Origin of the sequence: Pseudomonas gingeri, from assembly GCF_013386165.1 — a bacterium.
GTDB lineage: Bacteria > Pseudomonadota > Gammaproteobacteria > Pseudomonadales > Pseudomonadaceae > Aquipseudomonas > Aquipseudomonas gingeri_C.
Genome location: NZ_JACAOS010000015.1, coordinates 651,998 through 667,145, shown reverse-complemented (window position 1 = coordinate 667,145; position 15,148 = coordinate 651,998). Strand labels below are relative to the sequence as shown.

The 15,148-nt window shown below is 60.9% G+C and carries 14 protein-coding genes; 8 read left to right on the top strand and 6 right to left on the bottom strand.

Annotation, left to right across the window (positions count from 1 at the left end):
- Positions 1-30: 30 nt before the first annotated feature.
- From HX866_RS15675 to HX866_RS15655, 5 genes are all read right to left on the bottom strand, one after another.
- Entirely contained in the window at positions 31-456 is a 426-nt protein-coding gene (locus HX866_RS15675) for a Spy/CpxP family protein refolding chaperone (RefSeq protein ID WP_177092620.1), read from the bottom strand.
- A 207-nt stretch (positions 457-663) separates the two neighbouring features.
- Positions 664-1,341, bottom strand: coding sequence for a response regulator transcription factor (locus tag HX866_RS15670; RefSeq protein ID WP_177092619.1), 678 nt, complete (start codon positions 1,339-1,341; stop codon positions 664-666).
- Positions 1,342-1,373: 32 nt separating this feature from the next.
- Positions 1,374-1,784: a translation initiation factor 2 gene (locus tag HX866_RS15665; RefSeq protein ID WP_177092618.1), complete on the bottom strand. Its 411-nt coding sequence runs from the start codon at positions 1,782-1,784 to the stop codon at positions 1,374-1,376.
- A gap of 107 nt (positions 1,785-1,891) precedes the next feature.
- Positions 1,892-2,191 (bottom strand): YciI family protein, encoded by a 300-nt coding sequence (locus tag HX866_RS15660; RefSeq protein WP_177124938.1) that lies wholly within the window; start codon positions 2,189-2,191, stop codon positions 1,892-1,894.
- A 1-nt stretch (position 2,192) separates the two neighbouring features.
- Positions 2,193-2,789 carry a septation protein A gene (locus HX866_RS15655; RefSeq protein WP_177092616.1) on the bottom strand — a complete coding sequence of 199 codons (597 nt, stop codon included), beginning with the start codon at positions 2,787-2,789 and terminating at the stop codon, positions 2,193-2,195.
- Between the two features lie 84 nt (positions 2,790-2,873).
- Here HX866_RS15655 and HX866_RS15650 point away from each other — a divergent pair, with 84 nt between their 5' ends.
- The 6 genes from HX866_RS15650 to HX866_RS15625 all read left to right on the top strand — a co-directional run bounded on the left by HX866_RS15650 (position 2,874) and on the right by HX866_RS15625 (position 9,181).
- Positions 2,874-3,737: a PHP domain-containing protein gene (locus HX866_RS15650; protein WP_177092615.1), complete on the top strand. Its 864-nt coding sequence runs from the start codon at positions 2,874-2,876 to the stop codon at positions 3,735-3,737.
- Between the two features lie 13 nt (positions 3,738-3,750).
- A complete protein-coding gene (locus HX866_RS15645) occupies positions 3,751-4,380 on the top strand; it encodes an L-threonylcarbamoyladenylate synthase (RefSeq protein ID WP_177092614.1) in 630 nt (209 codons plus the stop codon).
- 120 nt (positions 4,381-4,500) lie between these two features.
- Entirely contained in the window at positions 4,501-5,199 is a 699-nt protein-coding gene (locus HX866_RS15640; RefSeq protein ID WP_177093350.1) for a segregation and condensation protein A, read from the top strand.
- Between the two features lie 12 nt (positions 5,200-5,211).
- Positions 5,212-6,249, top strand: a complete 1,038-nt coding sequence (gene scpB / locus HX866_RS15635; protein WP_177140073.1) for an SMC-Scp complex subunit ScpB — start codon at positions 5,212-5,214, stop codon at positions 6,247-6,249.
- A 125-nt stretch (positions 6,250-6,374) separates the two neighbouring features.
- A complete protein-coding gene (gene rluB, locus HX866_RS15630) occupies positions 6,375-7,580 on the top strand; it encodes a 23S rRNA pseudouridine(2605) synthase RluB (protein ID WP_177100107.1) in 1,206 nt (401 codons plus the stop codon).
- A 251-nt stretch (positions 7,581-7,831) separates the two neighbouring features.
- Entirely contained in the window at positions 7,832-9,181 is a 1,350-nt protein-coding gene (locus HX866_RS15625) for an MFS transporter (protein WP_177140072.1), read from the top strand.
- Here the strand turns inward: HX866_RS15625 and HX866_RS15620 are convergent.
- Entirely contained in the window at positions 9,141-10,037 is an 897-nt protein-coding gene (locus HX866_RS15620; RefSeq protein WP_371319255.1) for a helix-turn-helix domain-containing protein, read from the bottom strand. The genes HX866_RS15625 and HX866_RS15620 overlap by 41 nt on opposite strands.
- A gap of 379 nt (positions 10,038-10,416) precedes the next feature.
- Here HX866_RS15620 and HX866_RS15615 point away from each other — a divergent pair, with 379 nt between their 5' ends.
- Together HX866_RS15615 and HX866_RS15610 are read left to right on the top strand one after the other, a co-directional pair.
- Positions 10,417-12,909 (top strand): autotransporter family protein, encoded by a 2,493-nt coding sequence (locus HX866_RS15615; protein WP_218179700.1) that lies wholly within the window; start codon positions 10,417-10,419, stop codon positions 12,907-12,909.
- Positions 12,910-13,043: 134 nt separating this feature from the next.
- Positions 13,044-15,140, top strand: coding sequence for a tetratricopeptide repeat-containing sulfotransferase family protein (locus HX866_RS15610; protein ID WP_177140071.1), 2,097 nt, complete (start codon positions 13,044-13,046; stop codon positions 15,138-15,140).
- Positions 15,141-15,148 lie beyond the last annotated feature (8 nt).

Below are 15,148 nucleotides of genomic sequence, written 5' to 3'. Positions count from 1 at the left end.
CGTTGGCCGTCGGGCTGGAGCATCAGCGGATTATTGCGCTTTTTGCGGTTGTTGCGCCTTCCAGGCTTGGAATTCTTTCCATTCGGCGCGACGTTCGGCCTGTTTTTTCTGCATTTCGTCAAAGGCCTTCTGCTGTTCAGGTTTCAGCAGGGCACGGATCTGGCCCTGGGTTTTCTGGCGCGAGGCGTCCAGCTCAGCCTTGAATGCCGTTTGATCGGCTGGCGAGAGTTTTTCCAGGTATTTGCCGACGATCTCTTTACGAGCGTGCCATTGTTCGCCCATCAGCTTACGGATCTGATGGCGCTGTTCCTTGGTCAGGTCCAGTTTTTGGAAGCCACCTTTACCGTGATGCTGGCCGTATGCCGGGCCGCCCATCGGGCCACCGCCTTCAGGCATGGCCATGGCCACGGTAGGGAGTGCAGCGGCGAACATCAGGGCGATAAGGGTCTTGCGCATGGTGTTTCTCCTTGTCTCGATTCCGGTCAGTCCGGATGAGTACAGATTAAGGAGTTCAAGGTCAGCGGCGGTCAGCGGAGGGTAAAGCTTGGGTAAAGACGTTTTTGCGGCGGGTTGACACTTGTGGGGGGGGCTGCCGCAATGTCGGTCAGTCTGGATGGACACTATCCATGTAGGAGCCGGCAATCCGGCTCCCACGCAGGAACGTTACAGGCTGTAGTAGTAACCACGGCTACGCAGGGCGACGATGCGCGGACGTCCGTCCGAGTGCGGGCCGATCTTCTTGCGCAGGTTGCTCACGTGCATGTCCAGGCTGCGGTCGTATAAGGTCAACTTGCGGCCCAGGGCGATCTGCGCCAGTTCCTGTTTGTCGAGGGGCTCGCCGGGTTGTTGCAGCAAGGCTTCGAGCAGGCGGCTTTCGGAGACGGTCAGGGTGAAGTCCTGCTGGTCGATGGTGACCACGCCCCGCATGGGGCTGAAACACAGGTCGCCCAGTTCCATCTGGCTCGGGGCGGCGGTCGGGTGGCTGCGGCGCAGTACGGCGCGCAGGCGTGCGGTCAGTTCCCGAGGGTCACAGGGCTTGGCGAGGTAGTCGTCGGCACCTAGTTCCAGGCCGAGAATGCGGTCCAGGGGTTCACCACGGGCCGACAGCATCACCACCGGCAACTCCGGGTGATCGCTGCGTAACTGTTTGAGCAGTTCCAGGCCGCTGCCATCGGGCAACATCACATCCAGCACCACGGCGGCCGGGGCGCTGTCCGCCAGGGCCTTGCGCGCGCTGTGGCCATCGTGGCAAGCGCGTACCTGGAAGCCTTCCTGGCTCAACCAACTGGTCAGGAGCTCACATAACTCCTGGTCATCGTCTATCAGTAACAGGTCGCTCATGACTCTCTCGATTACGGATCGCTAATGGCCGCTCAATTCAGCCATTGCCGACGTTGTCTACGTCCGCCGCTGGCGAAGATACCGCAGAGCAGGGCCAGGAGTGCAACTCCCGCACCGGTCACAAACCATTGCTGCTGATCGGTCAGCAGGCGTGGACCGGTACTGGCCTGGATTTCCTTGAGTTGCAGCTTCAGGCGCTGGTTTTCCTGGCGCAGGCGGCTCAATTGGGCGCTTTCGCGTTCGGCGTCGGCGCTTTGTAATTGTTGGCTCAACTCTGCTCGTTGTCGTTCGCTTTCTTTCAAACGTTGCTGCAAATCGGTGATCTGGCTGCCGGCACTCAAGGACAAGGGTGTCGAATTACTCGAACCCTGGCTCTCTTCGGCATGGGCGGCAGCCCCTATCGACAAGATGACCACTAGCAGCAACAACGGACCTTGGCGCATCGCAAACTCCTGATTCCAATCGGCATTGGGCAGGTTGTCGGCTGATGAACGAGAATAATGAGCGATTGGGCCGCGATGAACCCGGAAGGTTCATCGCACCGATCATTTTATGGCAGGACTTGCTTGAACGGTTTTACCAGCACGTTGGCGTAGACGCCGCCGGCGACGAACGGGTCGGCCTCGGCCCAGGCTTGCGCCGCTGTCAGGCTGTCGAATTCGGCGATGATCAGGCTGCCGCTGAAGCCGGCGGCGCTCGGGTCGTTGCTGTCCACGGCCGGGTGCGGGCCGGCCAGGACCAGACGGCCTTCAGCCTTGAGCTGATGCAGCCGCTCCAGGTGCGCCGGGCGCACGGCCAGGCGTTTTTCCAGGGAGTTTTCGACGTCGGTGGCGATAATCGCGTAGAGCATGTCAGTCCTCGGTTTTCGGGATGGTCGGGTCGGCGTCGTGCAGGTGGCGGGACAGGTAGATGCCCTGGCCGACCAGGAACAGCAGGGTCATGCCCAGGCTGCCGAACACCTTGAAGTCGACCCAGTACTGCTGGAACGTGAAGGCGACAAACAGGTTGGCGCCGCCGCAGAACAGGAAAAACACGATCCAGGCCAGGTTCAACCGGGTCCAGATCGGCTCGGGCAAGCTCAGGGCGTGGCCCATGATGCGCTTGATCAGCAGGCGGTCACCGATGAAGTGGCTGCCGGCAAAGGCCAGGGCGAACAGCCAGTTGACCACCGGGGCTTTCCATTTGAGGAAGGTTTCGCTGTGGAAGGCCAGGGTCAGGCTGCCGAAGACCAGGCAGGCGATCAAGGTCAGCCACTGGCTCTTCTCCAGCTTGCGATGGGTGATGAACAGGGCGCCGTAGACCACCAGGGAACTGACGATCAGCATCGCCGTGGCGCTGTAGATACCGCCCACGGTCAGGCTGTGGCCGGCGATCTCCATGACCCGCGGTTCGATCTTGTAGACGATGAAGAACAGGAAGAGCGGGATGAAATCGATGAATTGTTTCACAGTGGCAGCCAGAAGCAGGATGTGACGGCATAATAACAAACATAATTGCCAGCGAAAGCGTCACCTAGAGGTTATTCAACTCCCGTGGAAATCGACCTGCACTGCCATAGCACGGCCTCCGACGGCGCTCTCGCGCCCGCGGTCCTGGTTGCCCGTGCGCACGAGAGAGGCGTGCGAGTCCTGGCCCTGACCGATCACGACACCCTCGAAGGTCTGGCCGAAGCCCGTGCGGCGGCGGATGCGCTGGGTATGCGGCTGGTCAATGGCGTCGAGCTGTCCTGCACCTGGGGCGGCGCGACCATCCATGTGCTGGGCTACGGTTTCGACGTCATGGCCCCGGCGCTGGTGGAGGCCATCGCCCGTTTGCACGAGGGGCGCTGGCTGCGTTCCGAGGAAATCAGCCGCAAGCTGGCGCTCAAGGGCATGCCCGGCGCGCTGGAAGGCGCGCGGGCGATCCAGCAGGAGCTGGGCGACAGCGGCAATGCTCCGGCGCGTCCGCATTTCGCCGATTTCCTGGTGCGTGAAGGGTTCGTCAAGGATCGCGCCGAAGCCTTTCGCAAGTGGCTTGGCGCGGGCAAGCTGGGGGACGTCAAGCTGCACTGGCCGACCCTGGAAGACACCGTCGGCACCTTGCGCGAGTCCGGGGCCTGGGTCAGCCTGGCCCATCCCTGGCACTACGATTTCACCCGCAGCAAGCGCCGCAAGCTGATTGCCGACTATATTCAAGCAGGTGGCCACGCTATCGAGGTGGTCAATGGGCATCAACCCGCCGAGCAGGTAGGCAGTCTGGCGATCCTTGCCCGTGAGTTCGGGCTGCTGGTCAGTGCCGGCAGTGATTTCCATGGTCCTGGAGGCTGGTCCGAGATCGGTGAGTACCGCCCGGTCCCTGAAGATCTGCCGCCACTCTGGTGTCGCTTCAAACATGAGCAACTTACTGCCGTCGTCTGAACAGGTAGAAAATGTGAGTCAGTTTTTCCAAATTCATCCGGAAAACCCGCAGGCGCGCCTGATCAAACAGGCGGTGGAGATCATTCGCAAGGGTGGGGTGGTGATCTATCCCACCGATTCGTCCTATGCCATCGGTTGCCAGATCGGCGACAAGGCGGCGGTCGAGCGCGTGCGCCGTTTGCGGCAGTTGGACGATAAGCACAATTTTGCGCTGATCTGCAGTGATCTCTCGCAATTGGGGTTGTTCGCCAAAGTCGATACCGGCCTGTTCCGTCTGCTCAAGGCCCATACGCCAGGGCCCTACACCTTTATTCTGAACGCCACCCGGGAAGTCCCGCGGCTGTTGCTGCATCCGAAAAAACGTACCATCGGCCTGCGCATCCCCAGCCACCCGATTGCCCTGGCGCTGCTCGAAGAGCTGGGCGAGCCGCTGATGAGTGTCAGCCTGATCATGCCGGGGGAGACCGAGCCGATGAGCGATCCCTACGAGATCCGCCAGTTGCTCGAACATCAGGTCGACCTGGTGATCGACGGCGGTTTCGGCGGGATCAAGGCGTCGACGGTGATCAACCTGGCTGACGGCGAGCCGGAAGTCGTGCGTGTGGGCTGTGGTGATCCTGCGCCGTTCATGGTCGAGGCCTGAATGTCCGCCGTGGAAACCGTCGACAGCCAGGCCGATGCCCAGCAGGAATTGCCGTTCGCCCTGGTCTATGGCCAGGCGGTCACCGAGATGCCGGTGGACTTGTATATCCCGCCGGACGCCCTGGAAGTCTTCCTCGAAGCCTTCGAAGGTCCGCTGGACTTGCTGCTCTACCTGATCCGCAAGCAGAACATCGATATTCTCGACATCCCGGTGGCGGAAATCACCCGTCAGTACATGGGTTATGTCGAACTGATGAAGTCGGTACGTCTGGAATTGGCGGCCGAGTACCTGGTGATGGCGGCGATGCTGGCCGAGATCAAGTCGCGGATGCTGCTGCCGCGTTCGGCTGAAATCGAGGCGGAAGAGGACGATCCGCGGGCTGAACTGATCCGCCGCCTGCAGGAGTATGAACGTTTCAAGAGCGCCGCCGAGGGCCTTGATACCTTGCCCCGGGTCGGTCGCGATGTGCTGGTGCCCAAGCTCGATGCGCCCGAGGCCCGGGCGCGCAAGCTGTTGCCGGACGTGAGTCTGGAAGAGGTGTTGATGTCCATGGCCGAAGTCCTGCGCCGTGGCGACCTGTTCGAAAGCCACCAGGTCAGCCGCGAGCAACTGTCGACCCGCGAGCGCATGAGCGATGTGCTGGAGCGCCTCAAGGGCGGCGGCTTCGTACCCTTTGTCGAGCTGTTCACGGCCGAAGAAGGGCGCTTGGGGGTGGTGGTGACCTTTATGGCGATTCTCGAGCTGGTCAAGGAATCCCTGGTCGAACTGGTGCAGAATGAACCCTTTACGGCGATCCATGTGCGGGCGCGCGCTGAATAACGAGCACAATCCATGAACCTGAGTGAACCCCGCGAGCTGGCCCCGCTGCTTGAAGCCTTTCTGTTGGCCTCGGGAAAGCCGCAATCCCTGGAGCGGCTGTTCGAGCTGTTCGAGGAGGCCGAGCGGCCTGAGCCGCCGGTCTTCAAGAAAGCCCTGACCATTCTCGCCAAGTCCTGCGAAGGGCGCGCCTTCGAGCTGCGGGAGGTGGCTTCCGGCTATCGCCTGCAGGTGCGCGAGAAATTCGCTCCTTGGGTGGGGCGGCTGTGGGAAGAGCGTCCACAACGTTATTCCCGGGCAATGCTGGAAACCCTGGCGCTGATTGCCTATCGTCAACCCATTACCCGGGGCGAGATCGAGGATGTGCGCGGCGTGGCGGTCAACAGCCAGATCGTCAAGACCTTGCTGGAGCGCGAGTGGATCCGGGTCGTCGGTTACCGTGAGGTGCCAGGTAGACCGGCGATGTTCGCCACCACCAAGGCGTTTCTCGACCATTTCAACCTGAAGAACCTCGACGACCTGCCGCCCCTGGCCGAACTGCGGGAGATGGAGCCCGAGCCGCTGCTCGATGTCGAGGACGCACCGGTGCCCGCGAGCCTGCAGGCCCTGGCCGATGCCAGCCTCGATCCGGAGGGTGCCGAGGCGCCGAAGGAGGAAACCAGTTTCCATACCCTGTTGCTGGAGCTGGACTCCATGGAAGAGGGGATCAAGACTGACTTCGATGATTTGCTGCGCGACGGCGATATGGCGCCGATAGGTGAGTTACTGCCTGCGGAGCCTGTGCTTGAAGGCGTTGAGCCGGATGTGACGGTTGAGGCCGTCGAGGTCGACGAAGCGCTGGAAGAAGCGCTGGAGCCGGAGCCGGAAATAGCCGAAGAGCCTGAAGCGCCGGCGCCGGACCTGGTGGGCGCCCAGCAAGCCCGGGAACAATTGCTCGCGGCGGTTGCGGCGCTGGACAAGGCCGCCGGCCAGCCACAACTGAGCGATGAAGAAGCCGAGGCCCTGGCCCTGGCCGAGGCCATCGAACAGGAACGACACTTGTTCGACGATTGATTGCGCAGGTGCATAATGGCCAACATCGGCGTATGATTCGCGCCCCCGCGGCGATCCCTTCGCCCAGGCAACAGATTCAATTTCTTCAGGCCAAGGCCTGAATCGACACACCGGGAGGTGCCCAGATGAGTGATATCAAGCAGAAAGACGACCAGGAAATCGGCCCAGCAGGCGAAAAACTGCAGAAGGTCCTCGCCCGTATCGGCGTCGGCTCGCGCCGCGACGTGGAAGGCTGGATCAGCAAGGGCCGGATCAAGGTCAACGGCAAAGACGCCACCCTCGGCCAGCGCGTCGACATGCATGACGCCATCACCATCGATGGCAAGGTGATCAAGCGTGAAGAGGCGTCCGAATCGGTTCGCCGCGTGATCATGTACAACAAGCCCGACGGCGAAATCTGCACCCGTGACGACCCGGAAGGCCGTCCGACCGTGTTCGACAAGTTGCCGCGCCCGAAAGAAGGCCGCTGGATCAATATCGGCCGTCTGGACATCAACACCACCGGTCTGCTGATGTTCACCACCGACGGTGAGCTGGCCAACCGCCTGATGCACCCGTCCTACGAAATGGACCGCGAGTACGCTGTGCGTGTCCGTGGTGAAGTGGACGAGGAGATGATTGCCCGCCTCAAGGCTGGCGTGATGCTCGAAGACGGTCCGGCGAAGTTCACCGATATCCAGGAAGCGCCTGGCGGTGAAGGTTTCAACCACTGGTACCACTGCGTGGTGATGGAAGGTCGTAACCGCGAAGTGCGTCGTCTGTGGGAGTCCCAGGGCTTGGTGGTCAGCCGCCTGAAGCGCGTGCGTTTCGGTCCGGTGTTCCTCAATTCCGACCTGCCGATGGGCCGCTGGCGTGAAATGACCCAGTACGAGGTGGATGTCCTCAGTGCCGAGGTCGGCCTGACGCCGGTAGCGATGCCGCAGCTCAATGCCAAGAGCAAGGACAAGCTGGAGCGTATGCAGCGCAAGTCCTCCCGTCCGGTCGGCAAGGGCGAGCGTGTACGGACCTTGCGTCCGGCTGCTGGTGCACCTGTCGAGCGCAGCGAACGCGAGCCGCGGATCGAAGGCGAGCGTCCGGCCCGCAAGCCGGCCCCGCGCCAGGATGGCGAGCGCGCACCGCGAGCTCCACGTCCGGCGGCCGGTCGTGGCGAGTCGACCCGTGGTACGCCAGTGGCGGATCGTCCGACCGACAGCAAGCGTCCGGCCAAGCCGGCACCCAAGACCAAGCGTCCAAGCCTGGTCCTGGACAAGGACGCGCCGTCGGGCAAACGTCGTGGCGCACCGGCCGGTTCCGGTCAGCGCCCGGGGTTCGGGCGTCGCAAGCCTGAGTAAAGCGGGCGCTTGAGCGCACCGCGAGACCCGAAACCCCATGACGTGCCAACGTCATGGGGTTTTGTTTTTTTAGGAGGCGATATCAATTTGACATTGACTGTCCTTCCGGGTACCCAGGCTGCATCGGTAGCTGATTCGCAACGGAAGAGCGGTATCACCCGTACAATCACTACATATCTGCACACATGTTCATGGCAAGGAGGCTGAAGTGAGCGTTTTCTGATTTTCAGTACTGTCCAAGGGCAGGGGAAATGCAAAATTCCGCGGTATCTCCACAAGCTTCAGCGTCATTAATCGAGTTGTCGGCACGCGCCCGTGCGCACAAAAAACGCGTGGCCCTCGCCGCCGCTATCGGTAATGGCTTGGCGACTTATGATTTCACGGTTTACAGCTTTTCGGCAGTGGCCATCGGCAAGATGTTCTTTCCTTCCGGCAACGCGTTTGTATCGCTGTTGCTGTCGTTGCTCACCTTTGGTGCCGGGTTCGCGATGCGTCCGATCGGTGCGTTGTTCATTGGCCATCTGGCCGATCGCAAAGGGCGAAAGGCGGGCCTGACCTGCTCTATCGCGTTGATGACGCTGGGCACCGCGTTGATGGTATTTGCGCCGCCCTATAGCGTCATGGGGCCAGGGGGCACGCTACTGATCGTCGTCGCGCGGCTGATGCAGGGGGTCGCGGTGGGCGGCGAGATTGGCGTTTCCTCGGTGGTGCTGATGGAACTGACCGCCCGGAAGAGCCGTTGTTATGGGGTCAGCTGGCGCGCGGCGAGCCAGGCTGCGGCCGCGCTGGCAGGGGCTCTGGTCGGCGCCTTTACCACGATGTTGCTGAGCCCTGAGGCATTGCTCCAGTGGGGTTGGCGTATTCCGTTTGCCGCCGGATTGCTGATTGGGCCGGTCGGCTGGTACCTGCGTCGGCAAATGCCTGACGCGGTGATGAATAAGTCCCGTCGCCCGGCCATGAAGACACTCCTGGCGCAGCACTCCCGGCCGTTCTGGCTAGGCATACTGTTGATGGCAACACCGACAGCCGGTATTTATATACTGGTGTTTTACATGCCCATTTATCTGGTTGGCACGCTGCATATGCCAGCGACCGTCAGTCTGCTATCGGCCTGTCTGTCGAGTACCCTGATCTTCATCGGCGTGCCACTGCTGGCACACGTCGCCGACAGGCAACGCCTGCGCAAGCCGATCCAGTATTGGACGATGATCAGCAGCATCGTGCTGGTTTACCCGGTTTTCCTGCTATTGACGAGAGGGATTGGCGAGCCACTCTCATTGCTGGTCATCGGTGGGTATTCGCTGCTGTTGTTGTGCAGCAACGCCGCCACCACCGTGATGATGTTGGAAGCCTTTCCCCGTCATTATCGGGCGACGGCCATTTCGACGATCTACAGCCTGGGAACACTGATTTTTGGTGGCTTTTGCCCCTTTATCGTGGCCTGGATGATCGGCGTGACCGGCAATCCAATGGCACCTGCCTGGTATCTGTTGGCAGTCATGTGTATCAGCCTGTTTGCACTGATCCTGTTTCCAGACAGCCTTCAACGATTACGTTCGATCAGGTCCGCGAACCCTTGCGCAGACGCTGCGACGCGATGAACCGCAGATCCTGGGGTGCCATTTCGTAGGTCCGACGAAAGGCCCGGGTAAAGTCCGAAGCGCTTTTGAAACCCAGCCCATAAGCGATTTCCGTCACCGACACGTTCGGGGATTTGACCAGTTCATCGGCCGCTTCGCGCAGCCGGCGATTGCGAATATAGGCGCCAAGTCCCCCCTCATGCTCGAACAGACGATAGAGCGTCAGGCGGGGTAATTGCAGGGCTTCCAACAAATTTTCGGGGGACAGTGAGGCTTGATGGAGGTTGGCCTGAATATAACGTCGGGCTTTGTCGAACATGGCTGCGCGCACCGCGGCACGTGCGTTGCCGCTGAGTTTGCTCTGTTTGCCAAGCGCGGCGAGCAGCAGTTGCACACTCACATCGAAGGCACTGTCCGCTTCATGTGCACTCAGCCCGGGAAGGTTCCTGGAAAACGCCAGCACCTGCTCAATGAACAATTGCATCAGGGGAGAGGTGTTTTCAAACACTCTGCCGTGGATGGCTTCTGCATGGGGAAAGGCTGCGTCCACCACTGGCCGGGGTACGAAAAATGTCAGCACCTGGCAAGCGCTACGTTGCATGCGTATCGGCTGATTCAGATCGGTGGCGAAAACACTGGCGGTCGAATGCCCTCGACCGCATGACGGACCGCCCCTCCCAACGGAGTCGATCCCGCCCGCCGTGAATACGTGAAAGACATAATCGCGCTGGTTGTCCGTGGAGATACGTGCCACTGAACGATCGAGCACCATGGCATCGCTGCGGCAATCGGTGAAGCGTCCAGTGCCGAGATCGTATCGGTCGATGACCCCATGGAAAGAGGCTTCGACTTGTGCCAATGAAGGCAGTACATCCATGACATGACCGACCCGCTCTCGCCAGGCCAGCAACTGTCGAGATACTGGCTCACCACTGACATTGAAGTGATGGTGCTGGAGTTCGAGAACAGGCCATGGACCACCATTGGGTTTTTTGATTGTGGCGCTATCCATCCAATCGTTTCCGCCAAGACGTGGTTAGCCACACGTTAACGCACGATGGCACTCAGGTTCAAAAAAAGTTCAAGAACTGATACGCACGGTCAAGTGCTTTTCGGAAAGTCTGGCAAAATGCCACCCAAAAAACGTAGAGCCTAAAAGCTGCCAGTCAGGTCGTGATTCAGGAAGGCGTGCTGTTACGCATGGTCGATCCTGAAAATCACAACGACCCTTTTATTACCGTTCGGGGAAACACCACATGCACTCGTCCAGACATCCATCATCACGAACACCAGGCCGCTTGACGGTCCTGGCCATCGCCATTGCTTCGGCGTTGGCCGCAGGTCAGGCCAGTGCAACCCTTCCTAATGTTGGTTTAAACAACAGCGCCCCGATCTCCACTCTGAACAATCCGCTGGGGACCACCATCAGTGGCGGCCTTAACGGGATTGTCAACTCCTCCAGTATCGGGACGCTGAGCAACAGCGGCACTGTTTCTGGCAACAGCGCTGCCATTGTCAGCACGGGTACCATCACTTCGCTGAACAATGAGACTGGCGGTACTATTTCTGGCGGCAACACAGGTATCAGCAACGGCGGCAACATAGGGACGTTGAGCAACAGCGGCACCATTCACGGTGGCTCCTCCTCTGGCGTTTACAATTACAGCAGCATCGGGACACTGAGCAACAGCGGCAGTATCTCCAGTAGCAGCAATAATGGTGTGGGTAACTTCGGTACCCTCACCTCGCTGAACAATGAGGCTGGCGGCAGTATCTCGGGTGGGCTCACGGGTGTTTACAACGGCGGTGGCGCTACTCTCACCTCGCTGAACAATGAGACTGGCGGCACTATCTCTGGCGGGCAGACGGGTATTTACAACGCCGGCCACATCGGGACACTGAACAACAGCGGTATCATCACGGGCACCCAATACGCCCTTTACGACAATTCAGCGGCGACTCTGGGCACTCTTATCAACTCCGGCACCATCGCCGGCACGATCCGCAATGACGCCACACAGGATCTGATGATCAATGGCGGCACCGGCTCGGAGTTCGGCATCCTGACCGGCGCAGGCGTCGGTGGTGTGAGCGCCGGCAACATCGGTCAGATCACCAATAGTTTCTCGAACCTGGTATTCGGCTCTGGCAACCTGTTGCTCAATGACAACATCAACGTTTCGGGTGACCCTACCCATACGGTGTCCAACCTGGCGGCCACGCTGCTGCTCAATAACACGATCCATATCAACGGTAATTACACCCAGGGCAGCAGCGCCAGCCTGATCCTCGGTGTGGCCGACAACGCCGTGACCACCGGTAATATCAACACCGACGCCGGCTATGGGCGCCTGGTGGTGTCCGGTAGCGCGAACATCGCCTCGGGCTCCACGATCGGTCTGCAGAAGCTGGGCAGCTATGGCTTTGCCCAAGGCCAACGCTACGTGGTGATTCAAGCCAATGCCGAGGGGACAAACTACAACGCCGGCACCCTTCACTACAGCGTTGCGGGTTTTAACGCAGCGGGCACCAGCGTGGCCGATGGCACGAATGCCGACTTGCTGGTAACGCTGGGAACGGTGGCGTCGACAGCGCCGCTCAACCAGGCGACCAGCGCCAATGGCAACGCCACCCTGGCCGGGCTGTTCCATTACGACGGTCTGAATGCCGGCTTGATGAACCTGTTCAACGCCGCCGCCGCCCTTGATTCTTCGGCTGCCGGCAACCACGCCGGGGCGCAGTTGAGCCCGACCGCGAACACCAGTGCCGCTACCCAGGCGTCCACCGCCTCCACCGTGCAAGTGCTCAACGTCGCCGCGGCGCACCTCGATGGGTTGCGTACCGCGCAGAACGATAGCGTCGGCAGCGGTGTCGCCACCGGTGAAAGCGCCCGCAACACCGGGCTTTGGGGCCAAGCCTTCGGTGGCAGTTCGCGCCTGGGTGAGCGCGACGATATCGCCGGTTACCATGCCCGCTACAGCGGCTTCCTGCTCGGCGCCGATGGGTTGGTCAACGACAGCTGGCGCGCCGGCGGCCTGTTCAGCTACACCAAGACCACGGTCAACAACGACGGCGACAACAGCGGCAGTTCCGCCGATGTTAAGTCCTATGGCCTGTTCGGTTATGCCAGTTACCAGGCCCAGCCGTGGTACCTGGACCTGTCGCTCGGTGCCATCCAGCATCAATACGACACCCAGCGTGAAATCGATTTCAACGGCTTTAACGGTTCGGCCAAAGGTCAGCATGACGGCATGCAGTACATCGCTTCCGCGGTGGTCGGCTACCCGATCGACCTCGGCCCGACGCTGGCCCACACCATCCTTACGCCAATTGCCGGCCTGACCTACAGCACCTTGCGCCAGGACAGCTACACCGAGAGCGGCGGCAATGGTGCGGCACTGCACCTGGACTCCAGCAACACCACTTCGCTCAAGAGCGACCTGGGCGCCAAGCTGGAGCGTTCCTTCGCCACGTCCTACGGCAGCGTAGTGCCTTCGGCGCAACTGACCTGGCGGCATGAGTATCACGACAACGGCCTGCAATCGGTCGCCAACTTCGCCGCCGATACCTCGGGCGCCACCAGCTTCACCAGCCCGGGCGCGAAAGCGATTGCCGACACCGGCGTGCTGGCGTTGGGCGTGACCCTGCTGCGCAGCGAAAACCTCAGCCTGGGGGCGAAGTACACCTTGGAGGCGGCGAATGGTTACACCGCCAATACCGGCGATGTGCAGGTGCGCTGGAACTTCTGATCCGCTACATTGCGCTTAGCCGAAAACGCCTGTTGTTCAGTGATGAGCAATGGGCGTTTGTCTTTCGGTTGGTAGCGGATGTGAACAAAGATTCGTTGCACAACAGTTTTCACCTCCCATTTAGAAGGTCTTGTATGAGCGGCACACCGACAACTTCCGGCACCCCACAACTGACGTTTGTCGAAGCCATGGCGCTGGCTCATCAATACTGGAACGCGGGCCAGGCACAACAGGCCGAGCAGCTGTGCCAGCGCATCCTGGGGCAATGGCCGCAACAGGCCGATGCCCTGCATTTGCTCGGGCTGATCGCCCATGCGTTCGGTCGGCTGGAGTTGGCCGTGAGCTACCTGCGCCAGGCTTGCCAAACACTGAGCGCACCGGCGATCTACTTCAGCAATCTGGCCGAGATGTGCCGCCAGCAAGGCTTGCTGGTCGAGGCCGAACAGGCGGCTCGACAGGCTGTTGCGCTGGACCCCGCGCTGGTGGATGCCTGGAGCAACTTGGGGATCATCCTGCAGGAAAGCGGCAAACTGGACGACAGCCTCGCGTGTTTGCAGCGCGTCGTGGCGCTGCGGCCGGAAGCGGCACAAGCCCACAACAACCTGGCCAATACCTATCGCCGCCTGGATCGACAAGACCACGCCGAGTGGCATTACAAACAGGCGTTGAGCCTCGATCCGAATTACGCCGAGGCCTGCAGCAACCTGTCTTTTTTGCTGAGTTCACAAGGGCATTTCGATGAGGCGGTGGCGGCCGGACGCCGGGCTGTCGAACTCAACCCGCGGTTGGTCGATGCGTACCTGAATATCGCCGAAGCCGAAACCCAACGCCTGAACCATGGCGAAGCGTTGCGTTGGTTGGATGCCCTGCACCGGGTTGCCCCCGGCCATGTCGGTGGCTTCACGGCACGGGCCATGGTCTTGAGAAAGGGCGGACTCTTCGACGAGGCCCTGCACTGCGCGCGGCAAGCCTTGGCATTGGCGCCCAATGACGCCAGTGTGCACAACGCCATGGGCAATGCGCTTCAGGCCAGTGGCCTGCACGATCAGGCCCTGGAGCATTTCAATCAGGCGGTGGCGCTGCCTGGCTCGGTGACCGAAGAGGCGATGATCGCACGGGGCGTGCTGCTCCTGGAAAGTGGTCGCAAGGAAGAGGCCGCCGTGGCCTTTGAACAGGCGTTGAGCGCGTTTCCGGGGTCGATCCGCGCACTGACGGGGCGCTCGGACAGCAAAACCTTTAAACCCGGTGATGCCGATATCGCCGCCATGGAGGCCGGGTTGGTGCGCGAGGGGGGTCTGCTGCTGGCCGACAAACTGTCGACCCACTTTGCCTTGGGCAAGGCGTATCTCGACACGGGTGATTCCACGCGAGCCTTCCATCACCTGGATAGCGGAAACCGACTCAAGCGCTCCACCTTTGCCTATGACTCTCAGACTGCGCGGCAATGGATGCAGAGCATTGCCGGGTTGTTCAGCGATGAATTTCAATCTGCGCGCCAAGGGCAGGGCGCGGCATCGTCGCTGCCGGTCTTCATCGTCGGCATGCCACGCTCCGGCACCACCCTGGTCGAGCAGATCCTCGCCTCCCATCCGCGGGTGCAGGGCGCGGGAGAATTGTCGTCGCTGCGTCTGGCAGTGGAAAACCAAGGAAGATTTCCGCAAAACCTGGCCAACTGCTCAGCGCAGGATCTGGCCAGAATCGGTCATGACTACCTTGAGCGAGTCAAACCCCTGGTCGACGCACGGGATCGCCTGGTGGACAAGATGCCGGGCAATTTTGTCTATGCCGGCCTGATTCCGTTGATCCTGCCCGGTGCCCGTATCATTCACTGCCGCCGCGATCCGGTGGATACCTGCCTGTCCTGTTACAGCAAGCAATTCAGCGGCGATCAGCCGTTCAGCTACGACCAGGCTGAATTGGGGCAGTTCTATCGCGATTATGAAGTCTTGATGAGTCACTGGCGCCAGCTGCTACCTGCCGAATCCTTTATTGAAGTGGACTACGAGTCGGTGCTGGACGACCTTGAAGGGCAGGCCAAGCGCTTGATCAGCTTCATTGACCTGCCGTGGGACGAAGCCTGCCTGGACTTTCACAAGACCCGGCGCGTGGTGCGCACTGCCAGCGTCAATCAGGTGCGCCAGCCCCTCTACAAAACCTCGAAAGGTCGCTGGCGTGCGCATGCCGAACAGCTTGGGCCGCTGTTGGCGGCGCTGGGCCTTGCCGAGGCATGAAAGGCTTG